The following is a 1,932-nucleotide window of genomic DNA, read 5'->3' on the forward strand; positions in this document are numbered from 1 at the left end:
GGGTGGCCACGATCCACGAGGCGCAGGGCCGCAAGGGCCTGACCGGCCCGTACCTGCGCCCCATCTATGCGGGCGCCCGCATCGCAGGTTCGGCGGTCACCGTGTCCGTTCCCCCCGGCGACAACTGGATGCTCCATGTCGCCATCGAGCAGCTTCAGGAAGGCGACATCCTCGTCGTGGCACCGACGAGCGACTGCACCGACGGCTATTTCGGCGACCTGCTCGCCACCTCCGCGCTGGCACAAGGCTGCCGGGGCCTGGTCATCGACGCCGGGGTCCGCGATGTTCGCGACCTCACGGCCATGGGCTTTCCCGTCTGGTCCAAGGCGATCTCCGCGCAGGGAACGGTCAAGGAAACACTGGGCTCGGTCAACGTGCCGCTCGTCTGCGGCGGTGTCTGCATACGTCCCGGCGACATCGTCGTGGCGGACGACGACGGCGTATGCGTGGTCCTCCGTGAAGAAGCGGACGAGGTGCTCGCGAAGGGCCTGGAACGCGAAGCCCGCGAGGCACAGGTGCGCGATCGATTGGCGAAGGGCGAACTCGGACTCGACATCTACGCCATGCGTGAGCGCCTGGCGGCCAAGGGTCTCGTGTACCGCTGACGGCGACGCCTGCGACAAACCCTCCCCACCTTACGACCCATAAGAGCCCCATGAAGATCTTCGATACCCACACGCATGTGATCTCCCCCGATACCGCGACGTACCCGACCGACCCCATCGGCGGTCATCAGTCGGAGTGGTCGCAGAAGCGACCCGTGGACGCAGGCGGCCTGCTCAAGGCTATCGATGAGGCAGGCATCGCCAAGGCCGTCGTCGTGCAGGCATCGACGGTCTACGGGCACGACAACCGCTATGTCGTGGACACGGTGCGCGCGAACCCCTCCCGCTTCGTCGGCGTTTACTCGATCGATGCACTCGCTCCGGATGCCGTCGAGCAGATCGACCATTGGCAGGCCCAGGGGCTGTCGGGATTTCGCCTGTTCACCACCGGCAGCACCATGCCCGGGCAGTCCGACTGGCTCGGCCACAAGGATTCATTTGCCGCCTGGGCACATGCCGAAAAGCTCGGCATCCCCGTCTGCCTGCAGATGACGATGGAAGGGCTTCCCGCCCTGCGAGCGTTGCTCGAGCGCTTCCCCGCCGTTCGCGTGTTGCTCGACCATTGCGCGCGACCGGACCTGTCCGACGGCACGCCCTTCACCGCATCGCAAGCCCTTTTCGATATGGCGGTGTTCCCGGGTGTCTACCTGAAGCTCACCAATCGCACCCTCACCGCCGCAACAGCAGGCAAGTCGACCCCGCAGGACTTCCTGGCCCGGACCATCGACACGTTCGGTGCGGGGCGCATCGCCTGGGGCTCGAACTTCCCGGCGGCCGAAGGCACGCTGCCGACGCTCGTCGCCGCCGCACACGAGGCACTTTCCAGCCTCTCGCACGACGACCAGGCCATGATTTTCAGCGGCACCGCGGCAACGATCTATCCCGGCCTTTCGGAGAACGGCAAGCATGGCTGAGTCCACACGCCTGCGTACCGTCCTGGCCGACTCGCCGTTGTCCGCGCCGATCAAGAGCGGCGCGCTCAGCAGCCCGGACGTCACGTTCGATGTCGTCGAGGTCTCCCCGGTTCATAAGGCCTTCGCACCCATGGTGCGCGATCAGAGTTTCGATATCTCGGAACTGGCCATCGTCACCGGCCTCCAGGCGATCGCATTTGGCCGGCCCATCATCCTCCTCCCTGCGGTGGTCGCATCGCGCTTCCAGCGCGGTTGCCTGATTACCCGGCGAAGCGGCGGCGTGACCACACCGGAAGGGCTGGTCGGCAAGCGTGTCGGCGTGCGCGCCTATACGCAAACCACGGGCATGTGGGTGCGCGCGCACCTCACCGAAGACTATGGTCTGGCGACGGACAGCATGCACTGGCTGACAC

The 1,932-nt window shown here is 66.2% G+C and carries 3 protein-coding genes; all 3 read left to right on the forward strand.

The window, feature by feature from the left end:
• Positions 1–605, forward strand: a 605-nt coding sequence (locus AC1DT2_RS22130; protein WP_477298762.1) for a 4-carboxy-4-hydroxy-2-oxoadipate aldolase/oxaloacetate decarboxylase, incomplete at its 5' end; no start/stop codon positions are given.
• A gap of 50 nt (positions 606–655) precedes the next feature.
• Positions 656–1,519 carry an amidohydrolase family protein gene (locus AC1DT2_RS22135; protein WP_477298763.1) on the forward strand — a complete coding sequence of 288 codons (864 nt, stop codon included), beginning with the start codon at positions 656–658 and terminating at the stop codon, positions 1,517–1,519.
• The coding region (locus tag AC1DT2_RS22140; RefSeq protein ID WP_477298765.1) for a hypothetical protein at positions 1,512–1,932 on the forward strand (421 nt) is incomplete at its 3' end. The genes AC1DT2_RS22135 and AC1DT2_RS22140, both read left to right, overlap by 8 nt.

This window comes from Luteibacter sp. P4_E6 (assembly GCF_056401535.1).

What these genes read in the sequence shown, in the direction of transcription:
- AC1DT2_RS22135 (WP_477298763.1), top strand. Translation starts at nt 656, where the DNA reads ATGAAGATCTTCGATACCCACACGCATGTGATCTCCCCCGATACCGCG.